The sequence below is a fragment of the Achromobacter kerstersii genome (genome assembly GCF_902859595.1).
GTDB classification, from domain to species: domain Bacteria; phylum Pseudomonadota; class Gammaproteobacteria; order Burkholderiales; family Burkholderiaceae_B; genus Achromobacter; species Achromobacter kerstersii.
Window position 1 is genome coordinate 47,967 of the sequence record NZ_CADIJQ010000013.1, and the last position, 19,479, is coordinate 67,445.

Sequence of the window (19,479 nt, forward strand, 5' to 3'; positions counted from 1 at the left end):
GTGTCGCGCATTCCATTTTCCATCCGCATCCTGGCCTTGCTGCTGGTGCCTGCCCTGCTGGTGCCGTTCTTTCCCCAGATCATCTACCCCGTGTTTGTCATGAAGGTGCTGTGCTTCGCGTTGTTTGCGCTGGCCTTCAACCTGCTCACGGGCTTCACCGGCCTGGTGTCGTTCGGCCACGCGGCGTTTTTCGGCTGGGCAGGCTACGCCGCGGGCGAAATGATGATCTTGTTCGGCGCGCGCGGCCTGCCGCCCGAGATCGCCATCCTCTGCGGCGTGGCGATGGCGGCCGCCATTGGCTATGCCATCGGCTGGCTGGCCATCCGGCGCACGGGCATCTATTTCGCGATGATCACGCTGGCGCTGTCGCAGGTGGCGTACTTCATGGCGGTGCAGGTGGGCTGGACGCGCGGTGAAGACGGCATGCAGGGCATTCCGCGCGGCAAGTTCCTGGGGCTGGTGGACCTGAGCATCGACACCAACATGTATTACTTCGCGCTGGGCGTCTTCGTGCTGGGCTTTCTGTTCGTCTACCGGGTGATTCATTCGCCGTTCGGCCAGGTGCTCAAGACCATCCGGGACAACGCGCCGCGCGCGATTTCGCTAGGTTACGATACGGATCGGTGCAAGCTGCTGGCCTTTGTGCTGTCGGCCTCGGTCGCCGGTCTTGCCGGCTCGCTGAAGGCGCTGGTGCTGCAACTGGTAGCGCTGAATGATGTGTCCCTTGCTACCTCCACCGAAGTGCTGCTGATGACCCTGTTGGGCGGCATCGGCACCGTGTGGGGCCCGGTGGTCGGCGCGACGCTGGTCGTCAGCTTGCAGAACTACCTTGCCACCCTGGGCGATGTCGTCACCATCGTCATCGGGCTGATATTCGTGTTGTGCGTGTCGTTCTTCCGACGCGGGTTCGTCGGCGAATGGCTGGCCTACACGCAGTGGCGCAAAACGAAGGAAAACAATAATTGATGGCAGGAGCAGAACCCAAACGACGCGCCGCGGACGTCGCGTACGACCAGATCGAAAGCATGATCGCCACGTTGCAATTGCAGCCTGGCAGTGCGGTCGTGGAAGCGGATCTGGTGGAGAAAACCGGCCTGGGGCGCACGCCCCTGCGGGAGGCGCTGCTGCGCATGGTCGCGGCCGGCTTGATCCGCCAGGAACCCCGGCGCGGCCTGCGCGTATCGATGATCCAGCTGGCGGACCACATGGACTTGATCCAGACCCGCCGCGCGCTGGAGCAGTTGATTGCCGCCAGCGCCGCCCGCCGCGCCACGCCCGCGCAACGCACCCAGATCGTGGATTGCGCGGCGCAGATGATCCGGGCTTCCGAAGGCGGCAACCTGGACGACTACATGCATGCCGACCAGCTGCTCGACTACGTCTGCCATGAAGCCAGCCGCAATGTGTCCGCCGTGAACGCGGTGGAACCGTTGATCATTCAGTGCCGGCGCTTTTGGTACGCCTACCAGCACGAGGGCGATATCGCCGAAGGCGCCCGCCGCCACATGCTGATGGCGCAGGGCATCGCCACAGGCAACGAATCCGCGGCCATCAAGGGCGCGGATTCGTTAATGGACTACCTGGAGATGTTTACGCGCAAGGTGATTGACGCGTAGCGGCCGGTGCGACCTCTGGCGTGCCAAGGGTGGCAGCCGCAGGCGCAACGGCGTCCGCGCGGCCCCGCTTCAGCCACGCCATCACGCGAGGGCGCGAACGGTCGTAGGCCAGGTTGTACAGGAAGGCGTAGGGCAGATAGAACAGCACCAGCGCAATGTCCAGCACAAAGGCTTCCCACAGGCTGATGCTGAGCCACCACGCCGCCAGCGGAATCACAATCAGGATCAGGCCAAGTTCAAAGCCGAAGGCGTGAACGACGCGCACGCGCATCGTGCGCTTGAAGCCGAACCGGTTTTCAACGCGGTCGAAGCCGGCGTTGTAGATCATGTTCCAGACGAGCGCGATCCAGGCGATGACGGCCGTGAGGACGCCCATTTCAAACAGGGATTTGCCCATGGCCCAGGCTGCGGCAGGCGCGCACAGACCGATGGCGAGAATTTCAAACAAAAATGCGTGGAAAAAGCGTTCTTTCAGGGTTTTCTTGGCTTGCGTCATGACCCACCGAGGTCGTTTCAATAAAGTGGGAGCGATTTTCGTCGATATTTCCGGTACGATAAAGATACTATCCATCGGAAAAACCGATACCAATGCGCCACTCGCTTGAATCCTTGGCGGCCTTTGCCCAAGTGGCCTCTGAAGGCTCGTTTTCAGCCGCCGCCCGCAAGCTGGGCAAAAGCCAGTCCACCATCAGCGAAACCATCGCCAATCTGGAAGTGGACCTGAACGTGGCGCTGTTTGACCGCAGCCAGCGCCAGCCGTCATTGACCGAAGCCGGCCAGGTGTTGCTGGGTCAGGCGTTGCAGGTGCTGGCGGCCAACGACCGCTTCAACCGCAGCGCCAACCAGTTGGCCGAAGGGCTGGAGCCCCGCCTGACCGTAGTGCTGTCGGACACCTTCCAGTCAAAAACGTTTGAGAACATGCTCAGCCAGATCGACCAGCGCTACCCCGCGCTGCGCTTCGAATGCCTGATCGCCGAATACGAAGACGTGGTGGCGCTGGTGCAGCAAGGCCGCGCGCATCTGGGCCTGATGGCCGCGCAAGACACCTACCCGCCGGATGTGGGATACGCGACGCTGGCCGAGCGATCCGAAATTGTGTTGTGCGTGGGGCGCAGCCATCCGCTGGCGGGCCGCCCGTGCGTGACCACCGATGAGCTGCGAACCGAACGCGAATTGCGTCTGAGCACTTTTGAACTCAACGATAAAGACACCGCGCCGCCGCACGCAACGTGGTCGGCGCCGGGTTATCTGATGCTGCTGGAAATGGCCAGCCTGGGATTTGGCTGGACGGAATTGCCGCGTTGGATGATCCAACGTTTCGGGCGCGACCAATTGGTCGAACTGACGGTGCCGGGCTGGCCCCGCCACATCCGCGTAGACGCCGTGTGGTCCACCCGCCGCGCGTTGGGCCCCGCAGGCGCGTGGCTGCTGGAAAGCCTGGCTCGCGGTTAGACATTAAACGGCCCGCCCCCGTATCACCGCGCCGTATCAAGGCGCCATATCACCGCGCCATATCAACGCGCCATACCAACGCCCCGTATCAACGCCCCGTACCAACGCACGATATCAACGCGCTGTGGCCGGCAAGCGCGAGATGCGCACGCCGTTGGCGCTTATCCACTCACCCAGCTTGGGGCTGGCCAGCACGTCGAACTCGGCGCGGCGCTGGCGCGACATCGGGCTGCCGTCCTTGCAATCCATCGCGGGGTGGCACATCAGCAAATCCCCGTCGCGCGCGTTGAACAGCCAGTTCTGCAACAGGTCAGCGTAACGGCGCTTGCCGCCTTCGAATCCATACACGCCCAGCAGCCGGCGATTGGTGCGCAACCCATCCTGTTGCGCCTGGCGGGCCAACGCGCCTGAACCCAAGGCGCCGATGATGCGCGCCTTGATCGATTCTTTCAGGGGGATACCGCAAAGTGCGCCCGGCGCGGTCTGGCGCAACCACGGCATGGCGTCGCCATAACGGCGCTTCAATTGCGCCAGCACCTGTTCACGGATGCCGGGCAATTGATGCACGTGTTGGTGGCCATCCACGTAATCGGGCGCGCGGCCGAATGCGGCCTCGAAGGCGTCAAACTGAAGATTCAGCTGCGCATCGATCCACGCCGGATCAAGCCGGCCGGCATAGGCGCTGAAGATCAGCTTGCGCAGCGACGGCATCGGCGCAGCATCGGCGCTGAGGTTTTCCGAGAAATTCACGTGCAGGCCGATGTCCACATTTTGCGCCGCCAGACGGCCCGCATTCTGCGCAAATGTGGGGCCCAACGACAAGCCGCTTACCGCGCTGATACGGCCCATGCCGGCCAGCGCGATCATGCCTTCATCGATATCGGCATTCATGCCAAAATCGTCACCGCAGACCACGATACGTTTGCTCATCGCTGCACCTCGCATTCCCATTTCACCACGGCACCCATGCGCGCCTTTCTTCAGCAGATCAGCCTTTTCATTGCAGTGGGTTGCGCCGCCGCCGCCACCCATTGGGCCGTTGCCGTGGGCTGTGTCGAACTGCTTGGCCTTGCACCACTGGCCGCCAACCTGGTCGGCTGGCTGATCGCCTTCGTCGTTTCTTTTGCCGGACACTACCGGCTTACCTTCAGACATTCTCAAACACCCTGGACAATAGCTGTCCGTCGTTTCTTTCTGATTTCAGCCGTGGGCTTCGCCATCAATGAATCCGCCTACGCGCTGTTGCTGCATACCACCGCCATTCCGTACGACCTGTTGCTAGCCCTGATTCTGATCGGGCTGGCGTTTGCGACCTTCATCGCTAGCCGGCTTTGGGCGTTTCGCCACAAGCCCGCTGTCTGAACGCGTCGTCAATGTCCACGCGCCACATCACGGTCTTCACGCCGCTTGCTATTGGGTCCAGCCCCCGCAATGGCGCGTAAACCGGGCCGTCAGATCGGCTGCCCCAGACCCAATAGCGCGCGCCGTCCGGTGCGGCGCACAGCCGCGAGCTGAATTCCGCGGAGCTGACCAGCAGCTCCTTGCCTAGCGCGGGATCAAACGTTGCGGCATCGTAGAGTTCCTTGCGCCAGTTATCGCGCACCGGCACGTCCTGATCCAGCCAGTCGTCCACCACCCACGTCGGGCGCGGCGCTTGGGCGTAGAGCGCCAGGTCGAAGGGATAGGTATGCAGGGCGACAAAGATATCGTCCGGGCGGGCGTGCTCACGCACTACCGTGGCCAGGGGCCCGGCGCTGCCTCGCGCATTGTGGGCGGCCACCCCGACGGCGACGACGCAGATCGCAGCCGCGACGCCCGCGCTAAGTTTGACCAGACGCGGCGCGGTGGCGTCGCCGCCTTCCTCGCGCCATGCGCCCAGGATGACTTCGGCCAGCAAAAACGCCAGCGGCGCCAAGGCCGGCAGCACATAGCCGACAAGCTTGGATTGCGGCACGGAAAAAAATGCGATCACCACCGCAAACCAGACCAACGCCAAACGGCGCAAGTCTCGCGTGGCATCGTCCTGCCAAAACACCTTGCGCATGATGCCGCCGCCCCACAGCGACCACGGCAGGCTCAAGCCCGCCACGACCGGCAGGTAGAACCAGAACGCCTGCGCATTGTTGAAGCCGCTTGCCGCAAAGCGCTGAAAATGCTGATAGACGAAAAAGTAATGGTAGAAGCCCGGAAAGCGCAGCTGCATCAGCACGAACCACGGCACCGCCACGATGGCGAAGAGCAACAGCGCTGGCGGCCACATCACCGCTGCCAGACCTGCCCAACGGCGGCGCCATGCCATCCAGATCAACAGGATGACGCCGGGCAACACCAATCCGATCAAGCCCTTGGCCAACACCGCCAACGCGGCCAGCGCGGCGGCGGCCAACGACATGGCGCGATAGGGCTGCCCGCGCTCTTGCCGCAGAATGGTGTCCACCGCGGCCAGCACGCACAGCGTGATCATGCCGGCGACCAGCATGTCCAGATTTGCAAACTGCGCGCCGCCATAGAAGAACGGAATCGTGCACAGGATCAGGACGGTCAGCGTGGCCGCCGCGTGATTGCGATAGCGGCGCACAAAGGCGTACAGCGCCGCCGATGACGCCCAGGCGGCCAGCCATGACGGCACCCGCGCCACCCAGGGATGCGCGCCGAATACCGTGAACGACAGCTCTGTCAGCCAGTAATAGAGCGGGGGCTTGTGAAAGTAAGGCATGCCGTCCAGCAACGGCACGGCGTGCGAACCGCTGCGAAGCATGTCCCACGCCACGCCTGCGTAACGGCCTTCGTCAGGCAGCGTCAACGGCCGAATCCAAGCCAGCAATGCCAGCCACACGCCAACGACAAGCAGGAATCGGCCCGCGGGCGGGGTCCATTCAAAGCGCGCCACGGACACGGGGCCGACGGCCATGCTCAGCCTGTAGCCGAGTCCGCGTTCGACGCCTTGCCTTGACGGCGGCGCACGACGTACAACGGCCGGCCCTTCACTTCATCAAAGATACGGGCGACGTATTCACCCACCACGCCCAGCGAGATCAGGTTCACGCCCGCAAAGAACAACACCGCGGTGACGATAGTCGTCCAGCCGGAAACGGGGTTGCCCGACATCAGGTAGTCACCCACCAGATAGGCCGCGTACGACATCGCCACCAATGCAAAGGCCACGCCCACCAGGCTGACCAGACGCAGAGGCCACGTCGTGAATGCCGTCAGCCCGTCCAGCGCCAGGCGGAACAATCGCATCCCGCTGAAGCGGCTATTGCCGTGCATGCGTTCGTCGGGGGTATAGGGCAGTGCTTCACCTTTGAAGCCCACCCATGCGTACAGGCCTTTCATGAAACGGGTGCGTTCGGGCAACGCGATCAGCGCGTCCACCACCTTGCGGTCCATCAGGCGGAAATCACCAGCATGCGCGGGCACATCGACGCCACGCGCGCTGCTCAGCAGCTTGTAAAACCAACGGGCGCCAGAACGCTTCAACCACGACTCATCTTCACGGGTTTCGCGCACGGCATACACCATCTCGGCGCCGGCGGCCCAGCGGGCAAGCATTTGTTCGATCAGGGCGGGAGGATGCTGCAAATCGGCGTCCAGGCAGATCACCGCGTTGCCGGTGGCCGCTTCCAGGCCAGCGCTAAGCGCCGCTTCCTTGCCGAAATTACGCGACAGCTGCACGTAGCGAAAACCCTCGTGCTGCGTCCATTCCGCCATCAGCGCCTCGGTGCCGTCAGTGCTGCCATCATCAGCAACGATGATTTCCCAGCCCGTGCACAGCGCCGACAGACGCACGCGCAACAAGGGCAGCAAGACGCGCAGGTTCTCGGCCTCGTTCAGGCAGGGAATGACGCACGTCACGCAGGTGTCATACGGCACGGCCGCAACGCGAGATGACCAGAGCGACTCCAGGGGATACGCTTTGGTCAGCACTTGCTGAGGAATCGGGTCGGACCGGAATTGGATGTGCATAAGACGCTTTGATCGAAATACAGGACGCTATGCCGAGCAGTATGCGCAGCGCCTCGTCGAATTTTCATGAAATGCGGCACACGCTTGCACGCACGATGCCGCTAGAGAATTCTAGGCAGCGGCACGCTGAAAACGATGAAGCCGCGTAAACATCGCGTAAATCTGTGTCCCCGATTTGTGAAGCTGCGTAAAGCGGCGCCCTGCCCCAAACGCCGACATCGGTAAAATGCGCCCAGATTTTGTTTTCACAGGTTGTCATGCAATACCGAGTCCGCCCTATGCTGGCCAGCGACGTGGACGGCATTTTGGATGCCCAGACCCTGGCCTACCCCGACTTTCTGCTGGAAAGCGCGGCCTTCTTCCTGAACCGCCTGGCGCTGGCGCCTGCGTATTGCTGGGTGGCCAGAACGCAGGACGACGACACCCTGCTGGGTTATCTGATTTCCTACCCCTGGGATGCCGGGCTGCCGCCCGCCTTGGACGTGGCGCTGACCACGTTGCCCGCGCAGGCCGACCACTGGTTCCTGCATGACTGCGCCGTGGTGCCCGCGGCGCAAGGCCTGGGCGTGGGCCAGGCTTTACTGCGGACCGCGGCGTCGGCAGCAATGGATCACGGCTTGCGTCGCGCAAGCCTCGTGTCGCTGGAATCCGCCGTGAGCTATTGGCTGCGCCATGGTTACCACCCGGTCGCAGAACAGGGCGAGCGCTTGGCCGCCGAGCTGGCCGACAAGCTGGCGGGCTACGGTCCGCAGGCCCGCTACATGGCCCGGGCCATTCCGCTTTAACCCCTTCAATTACGCGGCTCCCGCCACGCGGGAGCACGCGCGTTGCCCCGTCCCTATACATTGCGGCCTGCGTGGCCGTAAGATAGGCGCACATTTCGAATGATGTGGCGGCAACGGTTCCGATAGTCTGAATTGCGGCGCCCTGTCTGGGGCGCGAAGGCCCATATGATTTCGCTTTCGCCCGTTCAATCCCTGCTGGCTTGCTGCCTGGTACTCGTCGTTGGACGCGTACTGACCACCAAGATCGGTATCCTGGCCCGCTACAGCATTCCCGACCCCATCGTGGGCGGCCTGCTATTCGCCGTCATTGCGTATCTGCTGTCGAACTGGGGCGGCGTCTCGGTCTCGCTGGAGACCAGCATCCGGCCCACGCTGCTGCTACTGTTCTTCGGCAGCATCGGGCTTACCGCCAACCTGAAGCTGCTTGCCAAAGGCGGCCCGCGCCTGATCGCATTCCTGCTGGCGCTGATTCCCTTCCTTGTCTTGCAGAATGCCGTGGGTCTGGGCATGGCCTGGCTGCTGGACATGCATCCGCTCATGGGCTTGCTGGGGGGCACGATCACCTTGGTGGGTGGACACGGCACCGGTGCGGCCTATGCCACGCGCTTTGCCGACTTCAACAATATTCAGGATGTGATGGCGCTGGCGATGACGTCCGCCACGCTGGGGCTGGTGCTGGGCGGCGTTGTCGGAGGCCCGGTGGCCGAATGGCTGATGCGCCGGCACAAGCTGGCCGGCAGCCTGGACCATCAAGCCCAGGCGGCGCAATCGGGGCAAGCCCCCGCCGCCCTGGCAGAGGAGGCTGCGCCGTCCACCGCCGGCTCGTACATCGTGTCGCTGACGGCGGCATTCGTGTGCCTGGTGTTCGGCGGTTATCTTGCGATGCTGGTTGAAGACGCGCCCGTCAGCCTGCCGAACTTCCTGTGGTGCCTGGCCACCGGCGTGATCATCCGCAATGGCGGTGCGCGCCTGGGGCTGAAACTGGATGACCGCGCAACCGAGATCATCGGCACGATTTCACTGTCGCTATTCCTGGGCATGACGATGATGACGCTGGACTTATCCAGCGTTGCCCGCCTGGCAGGTCCGCTGGCGCTGATGCTTATCGTGCAGACCTTGTTCTGCGCGCTGTACGCAGCTTGGGTGGTGTTCCGCATTCTCAAGAGCGATTACGAAGCGGCCATCATGTCGGCGGCATTCTGCGGCTTCGGCCTGGGCGCAACCGCCACCGCGATTGCCAACATGCAGGCGCTGACACGCCGGCACGGTCCCGCGCCGGAAGCGTTCATCGTGGTGCCGGTCACGGGCGCATTCCTCGTCGACATCCTGAACGTGATCGTGCTGACGTCCTTGATCTCCTTGCCGTTCGTGGGAGGGATGTGAGCATGGTCAACTTCAAACGCTATCTGCTGATTGCGCTGTGCCTGCTGCTGGCCGCCTGCGGCCGCGCACCAGACACGGATGCGTTGCGCGCCGATGTCGAGCGCGTGCTTGCCTCCACTTACGGCGACGGCCTGTTCCGCATCACCGAACTCAAACGCATGGGCTCGGCGTCCGACAGCACCGCGCCCGCTGGCGAAACCCGCCGCGTGGTCTATTACGACGTTGAGCTGGGCGTGGGCCGGGATATCGCGTTGGGCGCCTGGGACCAGCCGGGTGCGGCGTCGCTGGTGACCTTGCTGGGCGCAGGCCCGCGCAGCATCAGTGGCGTGAAGTCCGGCGGCAATCAGGCGGGTGACCGTATCGTTGCGCACGCCAGCGCCATCTACCGGCAGGAAGGCGATGACTGGAAGCTGGTGACGCCGGCCGGCTTCAAGGCGGCCGAAGCCCCCTCGCTGGATACCGGCGCCCCCCCGCCCGTCACCAAGCGCCTGCTGGACACGCTGGATCAGATCACCCATTCGGTCGCCTACAGCGCCTCCAGCACCGCGCAACACGTGGTGCAGCAGGAGCTGGAGCGCTCGGTGGCGCGTATCAATGGCCGGCTGGCCCGATTGCAACAGGGCTACCCGCTGGCGGGCGGACCGGACCGCGGCGAGTACTTGGCCTTTGCCCGCGCATTAAGCGCCGTGGCGCGCACCCATCAGATCCGTGTGGCGCCATTGATTACCAGCGGCGGCGCCGAGAACATTGCGCTGCTGCGTAGCGGCGACGCCGTGGTCGGGCTGGCCCAAGGCGACACCGCGCGCATGGCTTACGAAGGCCGTGGCCCGTTCGCGTCGGAAGGCCCGTTCACCGGGCTGCGTGCTCTGGGCAGCCTGTATCCCGAACTTGTCCACGTCGTCGTGCGCGACGATCCGGCGCTGCGCACCATCCGCGACCTGAAGGGCAAGACCATTGCGCTGGGGCCGGAAGGGTCCGCCGTGCGCGCCACGCTGGAAAACGTGCTGGCGGCCCATGGCCTGCAAGCGGGGCGCGACTACAAGATCGCTGACACGCCCTTCGCGGCGTCGCTGCCAGCCTTGCAAGCGGGCACGGTGGATGCCGCCGCGCAGGTCATCGGCGTACCCGCCACGCCCCTGCGCGACGCGCTGACCCAGGCGAAATTGAAGCTGCTGCCGCTGGACCCGGCCGCCATCAAATCGCTGACGAAGGCCGATGCCGACCTGATGCCGCTGGAAATCGCGGCGGGCACCTATCCGAATCAACCGGAACCGATTCCCACCATCGGCACCGCGGCGCTGCTGCTGACCACGGCCAACCTGACCCGCGACGAAGCGCTGATGGTGGTGCGCGCCGTCTACCAGACCGGCCAGGACCTGCTGGCTGCCGGCTCGACGCAAGGCGCGCAGGTCTCGGTGGCCAACGCCCGGCGTGGGCTGACCGTGCCGTTGCACGACGGCGCCGAGGAAGGTTTGGCCGCGCTGGAGCACGCCAAACCGCGTTGATGCCGGATGCGCTTATGATTGCGCTCCTAATCAGGAATTCCCATGAATAAATTTGATCTCCAAAAGAACCAGGCCCTGAAGCTGGCCAGCCAGTTGAAGCAGTCCTCCACGCCCGACCGCTTCGGCACCGCCTCGCAAGCCCCCGACCGCCGCGAACAGCGCAAGCTGGATCAAGCCGCCGGTCTGGTGCCGTTTCCGCTGAAAGTGTCGCAAGCCCATGCTGACAAGCTGCGCGCCCTGGCCGCCGAACGCGGTGTGTCCACCAACGACATCGTGGCCGAGCTGCTGCAGAAGTCGCTGGGCGAATAAGCGCAATGCACATCTGGGTCGATGCCGACGCCTGCCCCGGGGTCATTAAAGACATCCTGTTTCGCGCCTCGCAGCGCTGGCAGGTGCCGCTGACCCTGGTCGCCAACCAGATGCTCTTCACGCCGCCTTCCCCGCTCATCCGCGCTGTGCAGGTGCCACGCGGCTTTGATGTCGCCGATGCGCATATCGTCGAGCGCGCGGAGCCGGGCGATCTCGTGATCACTGGCGATATTCCGCTGGCGGCTGAAGTGCTGGAAAAAGGCGCGATGGCGCTCAACCCGCGCGGCGAACGTTATTCGCCAGAGACCATCCGGGAACGGCTGGCGGTGCGGGACATGATGGAAGAATTGCGCGCAAGCGGCGTGGACACGGGCGGCCCGCCGTCATTCAGCCAGGCCGACCGCAAGGCGTTCGCCAATCAGCTGGACTCGCTGCTCGCGCGGCTCAATAAAAAGTGATGTAGGCCTTGTACAGGATGGTGCCGAGGGCCGTAATCAGGCCCACGCCCATCAGGCCCATCCCCAGATTGCGGTCTCGCAGCCCGAAACCGACCAGCATCAGCGCCACGCCCGTGACGACAATGATCAACATGGTATTGGTGTGGGCATCCATGGAGGTCTCCTGTTGGCCATTCTTTTGGCCATTCTCTGGCCACGCACTGTCTTCGTTATCACCATGATAGGCAGGGTGATCGTCCAATGACATGCGCTGCGACGCAATCGCGAAAGCTCGGTTTGCGCCACATCAAGAGATGAGCCCGCGATGACCCCGAGATGATTCCGCGATGACCCCGGAATCAATCCGAAGAAGGCTCCGGAAAACAAAAAAGCCAACCGATTAAGGTTGGCTTGATTGCTTTGCACCCCCGGTGCGGCTTGTCGACAACCCATGGCGCTCGTTTCAGTTCATTCATACAACCCGCGCTCTTTCGAACACGCTTATACAAACTTAACTTCACTACACCTGCGTTGTCTTCCAAGGGTCTTTGGTGGGTGGTACAAGTTTCGAACTTGTGACCCCTGCCGTGTGAAGGCAGTGCTCTACCACTGAGCTAACCACCCTGAAAGAGGCGAAATAATAGCATGTTTTTTAAAACGTGCGCAAGTCGCCTTAGAAAATTATTTATGCCGCCGCGACCGGCGCATCCATCTTGCGCCACACGCACTCGCCGCCCACCGATTTGTCCAACGCCGCCAGATAGGTTTCGTGCTCGGCGAGCTCGGCGTCGCTGGCCTTCAGCACCACCAGGCCCGACGCATCGAACTTGGCCAGCACAATGCCATTGCTGCCTGCGCCATCGTTATCGTCCACATCGATCAGCAGCGCGTCTTGCCCGCGCGTCATGGCCAGCCAGACTTCCGCCAGCAACTGCGAGTCAAGCAATGCGCCGTGCAACGTACGGTGCGCATTGGAAATGCCGAAGCGGTCGCACAGCGCGTCCAGCGAATTACGCTTGCCCGGGAACAGCGAACGGGCGTGCAGCAGCGAATCAGTGACCGTCTCGCAGTAGTCGGTGATCAGGCCGCGGCCCGTCTTCGCCAATTCGGCGTTGAAGAACTTCACGTCGAACGCGGCATTGTGCGCGATGAGTTCCGCGCCCTGGATGAACTTGACGAATTCGTCCGCCACATCGGCGAAGCGGGGCTTGTCGGACAGGAATTCCGTTGTCAGCCCGTGCACCGCCAAGGCCTCGGGGTCGCTGTCGCGGTCCGGGTTCAGGTAGATGTGCAGGTTGTTGCCCGTGGACATCCGGTTGACCATTTCCACACAACCGATCTCAACGATGCGATGACCCTGGGCAGGGTCCAGTCCGGTGGTTTCCGTGTCAAAGATGATCTGGCGCATGACTTATTCCGACGCTGCATTGGCCGAAGCCGGCGGCGTGTGGGCGCCCGGCGGGTGGGCCGGGGGATGCTCTGCGCTGCCGGCATGGCCGGGTTTCTTGCGTGCGGTGGCAATCAGCGTGTAGGCCACCGGCACGACGAACAAGGTCAGTAGTGTACCCAGCATCAGCCCACCGACCAGAACCCAGCCGATCTGCTGGCGAGATTCCGCCCCCGCGCCCGTGGAGAGCGCCAGCGGCACCGTGCCCAGCACCATGGCGCCCGTCGTCATCAGAATCGGGCGCAGGCGCAGCACGCTGGCCTCGGTAACGGCGGCGAACAGCTCACGGCCCTCGTCGCGCAATTGGTTCGTGAATTCCACGATCAGAATGCCGTGCTTGGTGATCAGCCCCACCAGCGTGATCAGCCCGATCTGGCTATAGATGGACAGCGTGCCGCCCGTGAGCCACAGCGCCAGCAGCGCGCCCGTCATGGACAGCGGCACGGACAGCATGATGATGAACGGGTTGCGCCAGCTTTCGAACTGCGCGGCCAGCACCAGGTAGATGAAGGCCAGCGCCATGCCGAAAACCAGATAGATGCTGCCGGATGAATCGCGGAATTCGCGCGACTGCCCGTCCAGGTCGGTAATGATGGTGTTGGGCAAGACATCACGCGCCACCTGATGCATGTGCGTCAGCACTTCACCCAGCGCGTAGCCCGGCGCAACGGCGGCGTCGATCTTCACTGCGCGCAGGCGGTTGAAGTGGTTCAGCGACTGCGGCGACACGCCTTCATGCACGCCCAGCAGGTTATCCAGCTGCACCATGCTGCCATCACGCGCACGCACGTAGATGCCCGAAATATCGGTGGGGTTGGCGCGGTCGCGCGGCGTCACCTGCACGATCACGTCGTACTGCTCGCCCTCGTCCTTGTAGCGCGTGACCTGACGGCCGCCCAGCATCGACTCCAGCGTGCGGCCCACGGTATCCACATTGGCGCCCACGTCGGCCATCTTGTCGCGGTCCACCCGCACGCGCAGCTCAGGCGTGTTCAAGCGCAGGTCCGTGTCCAGGTTGAGCAAGCCGGGATATTTGCGCAGCTCGGTCAGGAATACTTCGGTCAGGCGCGACAGTTCCGCATACGACGCCTGGCTCATGATGATGAATTCCACCGGCTTGGATCGCGCAGACTGCCCCAGCGACGGCGGGTTCGTCGGGAAGGCGCGCACGCCTGGCAACGACGCGAATTGCGGCTGGAGTTGCTGGGTGATGGCCTGCTGCTTGCGGTCGCGTTCTTCCCACGGTTTCAAGCGCAGGATGGCGGTGCCGTCCGTCACGGTCGGAAAACCCACCGTGACCTGGCTGCCGCTGGCTTCCGGAATTTGCGAATAGAACTTCTCGATGCCCAGCATGCTGTCCAGCGTGTAGTTCAAGGTGGCGCCTTCGGGCGAGCTGACAATGCCGAACACCACACCGCGGTCTTCGATGGGCGCCAGTTCGCTCTTGACCACCTTGAACAGCACGCCGCTGCCGGCCGCCACGGCCAGGCCGATCACCACCACCAGCCAGCGATGGCGCAACGACGCGCCCAGCAGGCGGCGGTAGCCGTTGCTCAATGCATTGAGCCAGCCTTCGATCAGGTTGTACCAGCGGCTGTGGCTGCTTTCATGGCGCAGCAGCACGGAACACATCATGGGCGTCAGCGTCAGCGCCACAAAGCCCGACACCAACACCGCGCCCGCCAGCGCCAGCGCAAATTCGATGAACAGCCGCCCCGTGCGCCCGGTGGCAAACGCCAGCGGGGCGTACACGGTGACAAGCGTCATCGTCATGGCGACCACCGCGAAGCCGATTTCCTTGGAGCCGCGCAGCGCCGCTTCCTTGCGCGGCATGCCCTCTTCGATGTGCCGGTAGATGTTCTCCAGCACCACGATGGCGTCATCCACCACCAGGCCAATGGCAAGCACCATTGCCAGCAGGGTCAGCGTGTTGATCGAAAAACCGAAGAAGTACATCAGCGCGCACGCGCCCACCAGCGACACCGGAATCGTGACGATGGGGATGATGCTCGCGCGCAGGTTGCGCAGGAAAAAGAAGATCACCAGCACCACCAGGATGATGGCTTCGCCGATGGTGTGGAAGACGGAATCAATGGAACGTTCGATGAACACCGACGAGTCATAGGCGATGGTCAGCTTCATGCCGGCCGGCAGCGTCTCGTTCAAGCGCTCGACTTCCTGGCGCGCGGCCTTCGACAATTCCAGCGGGTTGGCGGTGGACTGCCGGGTCACGCCGATGTTGATGGCGGGCTTGCCGTTAAAGCGCGACAGCACGCGGTCGCTGGCGGCGGCGATTTCCACTTTGGACACGTCACGCAGCCGGACCGGATAGCCCTTCACGTTGGCCACGATCACGTCTTCGAATTGCGCGGGCGTTTGCAGGTCGGTGGATGACACCACCGAGAATTCCCGAGCGCGCGATTCAATGCGGCCCGCCGGAATTTCCACGTTCTGGCTGCGCAGCGCCGCTTCCACGTCCTGCACGGTCAGGCCGTAAGCGGCCAGCTTGTCGCGGTCGACATAGATGCGCATGGACGGCAGGCGTTCACCAAACACGCGGACTTCCGCCGCGCCCGGCAACACGGACAACCGGGTCTTGATGTAGCGGTTGATGTAGTCAGACGTCTGGATGGCCGAGAACGATCCCGATTCCACCGCGATGTAGATGATGGGCTGGGAATCGGCTTCGACCTTGCCGATGATGGGCTCGTCGATTTCGTCGGGCAGGAAACGCCGGGCGCGCGAAACCTTGTCGCGCACTTCGGCCGCCGCCGCGTCCGGGTTGCGCGACAGGTTGAACTTGATGTTGATCAGGCTGCGTTCGGAACGGCTGCGGGACGTCATCACGTCCACGCCCTCGATGCCCGCCAGCTGGTCTTCCAGCGGCTTGGTCACCTGGGACTCAATCACCTCGGGCGAGGCGCCCTTGTAGGTGGTGTCCACCGACACGATGGGCTCGTCGATCTTCGGATATTCGCGCACCGTCAGCCGCGAGTACGAGATCAGGCCGATCAGCACGATGATCAGCGATAGCACCGACGCAAACACCGGCCGCTTGATGCAAGTTTCCGAGATACGCATTGCGTCACCGCCAAGAAAAAATGTGAGCCGGCCTCACGTGCCGCTGCCGACGACGTTCACGGCCGCGCCGTCCGTCACGCGCTGTATGCCCGCCACCACGAGCTGATCGCCCGCCGCCACGCCGGTCAAGATTTCGACGCGGCCTTCACGGCGTTCGCCGATGGTCACTTCGCGCCGTTCGGCGCGGCCATCCTTGACTCGGTACACGTACTGGGTCTCGCCCGAGGGCGACAACGCCGCTTCCGGCACCACCAGCGCCTTGTCCTGATTGAACAGCAATTGCACGCGCGCGAACATGCCCGGGCGCAGCACCGAATCCTTGTTGTCGACGGTGGCGCGCAGCAAAATCGAGCGGCCGCCCGCATCCACCAGCGGGCTGACGGCGTAAACAAGGCCCTGGCGTTCCTGGCCCGGCAGCGCGTCCAGGCGCAGCGTCAGCTGCTGGCCAACGCCCACCTTGCTCAAATACATTTCCGGCACGCGGAAGTCCACTTTCAGCGGGTCGATGGCTTCCAACGGCGCCAGGTCCTGCCCTTGGTTCACGTAGTCGCCCACGGACACGCTGCGCAGCCCGGCGATGCCGCCAAACGGCGCCGAAATCGTCATCTTGTCCAGCCGCGCCTGCGCCAGCGCCACGGCGGCTTCCTGAACTTTCAGCGTGCTGGCGGATTCGTCGCGGGCCTGCTGGCTGACGAAGCCCTTGCCCTGCAATTCCACGGCGCGGCGGTAATGGCTCTGCGCCAGCGTCAGGTTGGCGCGCGCCTGTGCGAGTTCGGCGCGCGGCACGGAGTCGTCCAGCCGGATCAGGGTCTGGCCGCGGGTAACCGGCTGGCCTTCCTTGAATTCAATCGACTGGATGCGGCCCGCCACTTCCGGGCGCAACACGACAGACTCGTCGGAACGCAGGCTGCCCACGGCCGACAGGCCGCGCGCAAACGGAATTTCTTTGACGGAAGCCACTTCGACCCGGACGGGAGCGGCGGGGGTGACCTGGGTTTTGGCGGCAGTTTGGGCAGGCGCTGCCCCGGGCGCGAGCCATCGCGGCACAAAAACGCCCAATGCGGCCCCCGCGGCCAACCCGGCCGCAACGGCGGCCAGCAGTACAGCTTTTTTCATGCGCGAATGTGGCGGTGATGCGGCGCGGACCGGATTTCCCCACTAGGACGACGCCGCAGGAACTGGAATGAGGGATGGCACTGTAGCACCCGAATTTACATACTGGAACAATCCAGAAGCCGGATGAAAGAACTAAATCCGCCCCTCAAGGCGGATTTCAGGGTATATCCCGATGCCGTCAGGCCCGCCGGGCCACTTCCACGCCCATATTGGCCAACTGATCCGCGCGTTCGTTGCCGGGGTCGCCGGTATGCCCGCGCACCCAGCGCCAGGACACCTGATGACGCTGGACTTGATCGTCCAGCGCTTGCCAAAGCTCGGCATTCTTGACCGGCTTTTTATCGGCCGTCATCCAGCCGCGGCGCTTCCAGTTCGCCAGCCATTCCATCATGCCCTTCATGACGTACTGGGAGTCGGTGTGGATGGTGACGACGCAGGGGCGTTTCAACGCGCGCAGGCCTTCGATAACCGCCAGCAGCTCCATGCGGTTGTTGGTGGTCTGGAGTTCGCCGCCGTGCAGGGTTTTCTCGTGGCCGCCGGCACGCAGCAGCACGCCCCAACCGCCCGGACCCGGATTGCCCTTGCAGGCCCCGTCGGTCCACATTTCCACTTTCTGGTCGTTCGGTTTGTTGTCCTGCATGGTGCTGCTTTGTAATCCTTGTTCGTGCAAAGTAAATATCCGGGCGCAACGCCCATCAGGGGAATGCCGGGCCGGCCCGCAAGAGGGTTACTGGCCCGCCCTTCATGACTGGCCCGCCCTTCATGACGGGTCGACAGCGTCATCCGCCTGGCGGTTGACCACCACCGATGCGGCGCGCGCCCGTTTGGGCTTGGTCTTCCAGGCGGGGCCGATGATACGCATGCTGGCCACGCGCTTGACGGCCGACACCATATAGACCGCCCCGCCCACGCTCCACCAGCGTGCGCCGGCCGACTCCAGAAAGCCCCAGCGCTGCAACCATTTTTCGCTGCGGCAGGCGGGCGCGTAGCAGCCAAAACTGCTTTCCTCGACTTCCAGCGATAGCAGCTTGAACCAGTCTTTCAGACGCGGCAGCGACACCTGGGCCGATGGCGGCTGGGGCAGCCAGGGTTCCATGCCGGGCATGCGCGTACGCGCGCCCCACATGCTCCAGGGGTTGAAACCCGAAATCACCACCCGCCCTTCGGGCACCAGCACGCGTTCGACTTCGCGCAGCACGTTGTGCGGGTCCTGTGTGCATTCAAAGGCATGCGGCAGGATCAGCAGGTCGACGCTTTGGGATTCGAACGGCAGCGCTTCGGGTTCGGCCAGCACCACGCGAGACTGCCAGTTGGCGATGCTTTCCGCCGTCGGGGTCTCGGTGCCTACGTAGCCCTTGAAAGGCATGCGGTTGGCGCGCAGCAGGTTCATGTCGGCCATCCCGACCTGCCAGGCGTAATATCCGAAGACATCCGCGACAGCCGCGTCAAACTGGGCCCGTTCCCAGGCCAGGGCGTACTGCCCCGGTGGCGTCTGGAACCATTCGGCCAGTTCTACAATCGGCGGTGTTTCTTCTGCCACGTTCTATTCCTTCGAATCTCATGCAAGCCTTGACCGCCCCCGCAGGCGGCCGCGAGCGCCATGCCGCGGTCTTGCCTCTACCCGCTTTCTCTGACAACTACATCTGGGCCATCGTCCACGGTGAAAACGCCGCCGTGGTGGACCCGGGCGAAGCCGGTCCGGTACTGAAATGGCTCGAGCAAGAAGGCTTGAGGCTGCGCGCCATTCTACTCACGCACCATCACGGCGACCATGTGGGCGGTGTGCTTGAATTGTCACGCATCGGGGACCTTACCGTATACGGTCCGGCGCGGGAACGGCTGCCGCGCTGCGACGTGCCGCTCTCGGAAGGCGACCGCGTGCTGCTGCCTGAACTGGACCTGGACTTGGGCGTGCTGGACGTGCCGGGCCACACCGCCGGCCACATCGCGTACACCGGCCGGGCGGCCGGAATAGAACCCGTTTTATTCTGTGGCGACACCCTGTTTGCGGGCGGCTGCGGCCGGCTTTTCGAGGGAACTCCTGCGCAAATGCATGATTCCTTGGAAAAATTTTCCGTTTTACCGCCAGATACACAGGTTTTTTGCGCACACGAGTACACTCTAGCGAACTTGCGCTGGGCATTGGCTGTGGACCCCGCCAACCGCACCCTGCAACAGTGGTATCAGCGAGCCCAGCAACTACGAGCAGAAAGTCTCCCCACGCTTCCGTCGACCATCGGTCAGGAACGCGAGACGAACCCGTTTTTGCGCACGCAGCAAGTCGACGTCATCCGAGCCGCAGCCAGCTGGGCCGGACGCAATCAACCTACGCCGGTAGAGGTCTTCGCCTCCCTGCGTGAATGGAAGAACGATTTCAAGTGA

The 19,479-nt window shown here is 63.6% G+C and carries 20 protein-coding genes and 1 tRNA gene; 10 read left to right on the forward strand and 11 right to left on the reverse strand.

All coding sequences use genetic code 11. The annotated features are described in order from the left end of the window. Together HV765_RS27815 and HV765_RS27820 are read left to right on the forward strand one after the other, a co-directional pair. Window positions 1–966, forward strand: a complete 966-nt coding sequence (locus tag HV765_RS27815; RefSeq protein WP_175171633.1) for a branched-chain amino acid ABC transporter permease — start codon at window positions 1–3, stop codon at window positions 964–966. Then, window positions 966–1,616, forward strand: coding sequence for a GntR family transcriptional regulator (locus HV765_RS27820; RefSeq protein WP_054427329.1), 651 nt, complete (start codon window positions 966–968; stop codon window positions 1,614–1,616). The genes HV765_RS27815 and HV765_RS27820 overlap by 1 nt, the downstream gene beginning before the upstream one ends. On the opposite strand, the gene HV765_RS27825 is transcribed toward HV765_RS27820, so the two are convergent. Then, window positions 1,591–2,112, reverse strand: coding sequence for a multidrug/biocide efflux PACE transporter (locus HV765_RS27825; RefSeq protein ID WP_054427328.1), 522 nt, complete (start codon window positions 2,110–2,112; stop codon window positions 1,591–1,593). The genes HV765_RS27820 and HV765_RS27825 overlap by 26 nt on opposite strands. 92 nt (window positions 2,113–2,204) lie before the next feature. Here HV765_RS27825 and HV765_RS27830 point away from each other — a divergent pair, with 92 nt between their 5' ends. Further along, on the forward strand, window positions 2,205–3,068 hold the full coding sequence (locus HV765_RS27830; protein WP_054427327.1) for a LysR family transcriptional regulator: 864 nt from the start codon (window positions 2,205–2,207) through the stop codon (window positions 3,066–3,068). A gap of 114 nt (window positions 3,069–3,182) precedes the next feature. Here HV765_RS27830 and HV765_RS27835 read toward each other — a convergent pair whose 3' ends face one another. Next, window positions 3,183–3,998, reverse strand: coding sequence for a ChbG/HpnK family deacetylase (locus tag HV765_RS27835; RefSeq protein WP_175171634.1), 816 nt, complete (start codon window positions 3,996–3,998; stop codon window positions 3,183–3,185). A gap of 36 nt (window positions 3,999–4,034) precedes the next feature. Here HV765_RS27835 and HV765_RS27840 point away from each other — a divergent pair, with 36 nt between their 5' ends. Beyond that, window positions 4,035–4,430, forward strand: coding sequence for a GtrA family protein (locus tag HV765_RS27840; RefSeq protein ID WP_175171635.1), 396 nt, complete (start codon window positions 4,035–4,037; stop codon window positions 4,428–4,430). On the opposite strand, the gene HV765_RS27845 is transcribed toward HV765_RS27840, so the two are convergent. Then, entirely contained in the window at window positions 4,390–5,979 is a 1,590-nt protein-coding gene (locus HV765_RS27845; protein WP_175171636.1) for an ArnT family glycosyltransferase, read from the reverse strand. The genes HV765_RS27840 and HV765_RS27845 overlap by 41 nt on opposite strands. A 2-nt stretch (window positions 5,980–5,981) precedes the next feature. Continuing rightward, a complete protein-coding gene (locus HV765_RS27850; protein ID WP_054427325.1) occupies window positions 5,982–7,034 on the reverse strand; it encodes a glycosyltransferase family 2 protein in 1,053 nt (350 codons plus the stop codon). A 278-nt stretch (window positions 7,035–7,312) separates the two neighbouring features. On the opposite strand from HV765_RS27850, the gene HV765_RS27855 reads away from it, so the two are divergent. From HV765_RS27855 to HV765_RS27875, 5 genes are all read left to right on the forward strand, one after another. Further along, on the forward strand, window positions 7,313–7,819 hold the full coding sequence (locus tag HV765_RS27855) for a GNAT family N-acetyltransferase (RefSeq protein WP_175171637.1): 507 nt from the start codon (window positions 7,313–7,315) through the stop codon (window positions 7,817–7,819). A gap of 165 nt (window positions 7,820–7,984) precedes the next feature. Beyond that, entirely contained in the window at window positions 7,985–9,202 is a 1,218-nt protein-coding gene (gene gltS, locus HV765_RS27860) for a sodium/glutamate symporter (RefSeq protein WP_054427323.1), read from the forward strand. Between the two features lie 2 nt (window positions 9,203–9,204). After that, window positions 9,205–10,707, forward strand: a complete 1,503-nt coding sequence (locus HV765_RS27865; RefSeq protein WP_175171638.1) for a TAXI family TRAP transporter solute-binding subunit — start codon at window positions 9,205–9,207, stop codon at window positions 10,705–10,707. A 42-nt stretch (window positions 10,708–10,749) separates the two neighbouring features. Next, a complete protein-coding gene (locus HV765_RS27870; protein WP_054427321.1) occupies window positions 10,750–11,016 on the forward strand; it encodes a hypothetical protein in 267 nt (88 codons plus the stop codon). Window positions 11,017–11,021: 5 nt separating this feature from the next. Then, complete coding sequence (locus tag HV765_RS27875) at window positions 11,022–11,474, forward strand: YaiI/YqxD family protein (protein ID WP_175171639.1); 453 nt, start codon at window positions 11,022–11,024, stop codon at window positions 11,472–11,474. Here the strand turns inward: HV765_RS27875 and HV765_RS27880 are convergent. From HV765_RS27880 to HV765_RS27910, 7 genes are all read right to left on the reverse strand, one after another. Next, window positions 11,461–11,628 carry a hypothetical protein gene (locus HV765_RS27880; protein WP_175171640.1) on the reverse strand — a complete coding sequence of 56 codons (168 nt, stop codon included), beginning with the start codon at window positions 11,626–11,628 and terminating at the stop codon, window positions 11,461–11,463. The two genes, HV765_RS27875 and HV765_RS27880, sit on opposite strands and share 14 nt — an antisense overlap. Window positions 11,629–12,002: 374 nt before the next feature. Beyond that, window positions 12,003–12,077 (reverse strand) — tRNA-Val (locus HV765_RS27885). Between the two features lie 61 nt (window positions 12,078–12,138). Next, entirely contained in the window at window positions 12,139–12,861 is a 723-nt protein-coding gene (gene dnaQ, locus HV765_RS27890; protein ID WP_175171641.1) for a DNA polymerase III subunit epsilon, read from the reverse strand. Between the two features lie 3 nt (window positions 12,862–12,864). Next, complete coding sequence (locus HV765_RS27895) at window positions 12,865–15,981, reverse strand: efflux RND transporter permease subunit (RefSeq protein ID WP_054427317.1); 3,117 nt, start codon at window positions 15,979–15,981, stop codon at window positions 12,865–12,867. A gap of 33 nt (window positions 15,982–16,014) precedes the next feature. Beyond that, entirely contained in the window at window positions 16,015–17,097 is a 1,083-nt protein-coding gene (locus HV765_RS27900; protein WP_054427316.1) for an efflux RND transporter periplasmic adaptor subunit, read from the reverse strand. Window positions 17,098–17,275: 178 nt separating this feature from the next. Continuing rightward, window positions 17,276–17,737: a ribonuclease HI gene (rnhA, locus tag HV765_RS27905; RefSeq protein ID WP_054427315.1), complete on the reverse strand. Its 462-nt coding sequence runs from the start codon at window positions 17,735–17,737 to the stop codon at window positions 17,276–17,278. A 120-nt stretch (window positions 17,738–17,857) separates the two neighbouring features. Beyond that, window positions 17,858–18,637 (reverse strand): class I SAM-dependent methyltransferase, encoded by a 780-nt coding sequence (locus HV765_RS27910; protein ID WP_054427314.1) that lies wholly within the window; start codon window positions 18,635–18,637, stop codon window positions 17,858–17,860. Between the two features lie 20 nt (window positions 18,638–18,657). Here HV765_RS27910 and gloB point away from each other — a divergent pair, with 20 nt between their 5' ends. Then, complete coding sequence (gene gloB / locus HV765_RS27915; protein WP_175171642.1) at window positions 18,658–19,479, forward strand: hydroxyacylglutathione hydrolase; 822 nt, start codon at window positions 18,658–18,660, stop codon at window positions 19,477–19,479.